This is a genomic window from Halorhodospira sp. 9621 (assembly GCF_022228055.1).
GTDB classification, from domain to species: Bacteria; Pseudomonadota; Gammaproteobacteria; order Nitrococcales; family Halorhodospiraceae; genus Halorhodospira; species Halorhodospira halophila_A.
The window spans coordinates 1-506 of sequence record NZ_JAJNRD010000109.1 but is presented as its reverse complement, the minus strand read 5'-3'; the positions used below and the strand labels follow the sequence as shown (position 1 = coordinate 506).

The following is a 506-nucleotide window of genomic DNA, read 5'->3' as shown; positions in this document are numbered from 1 at the left end:
AAGGCCAAGACCACCTTTCTCAACGCCGTCAGTCACGATCTGCGCACACCGCTCAATGCTCTAACCGGGTTTGTGGAACTGCTCGCCGAACCGGATCTGGACGAAGAGCAGCGCCAGGAATACGTCCAGCACTGCCGAAATGCCAACAGACGCCTACTGGAGCTGATCGACTCCCTGCTTGATTTGAGCCGGCTGCAGGCCGGCCGGCTGGAATTGCGTCCAGCGCCTTGTGATCTGCATGCGGCGATCGAGAGCCAGCACAGCGTGTACGACTCCCTGGCAAAAGAACACGGCTTGGCGTTTTATTGCAGCATCGAACCTGGCGTGCCGCAATCCGTGGAGGCCGATGCCACCCGGCTGGGCCAGATCCTTTCGAACCTGCTCAGTAATGCGATCAAGTACACCCATGAGGGCCAGGTCGATCTGAGGGTATGCGCTGAGGCCGGCGGGCGGATCAGCTTCCGGGTGCGCGATACCGGGCCGGGGCTCTCCCCGGAGGATCAGGA

At 61.5% G+C, this 506-nt stretch carries 1 protein-coding gene; it reads left to right on the top strand.

All coding sequences use genetic code 11. The features are described 5' to 3' along the window. Positions 1-506 (top strand): sensor histidine kinase (locus LRF89_RS13325; protein ID WP_238637386.1); only part of this gene is annotated, 506 nt, incomplete at both ends.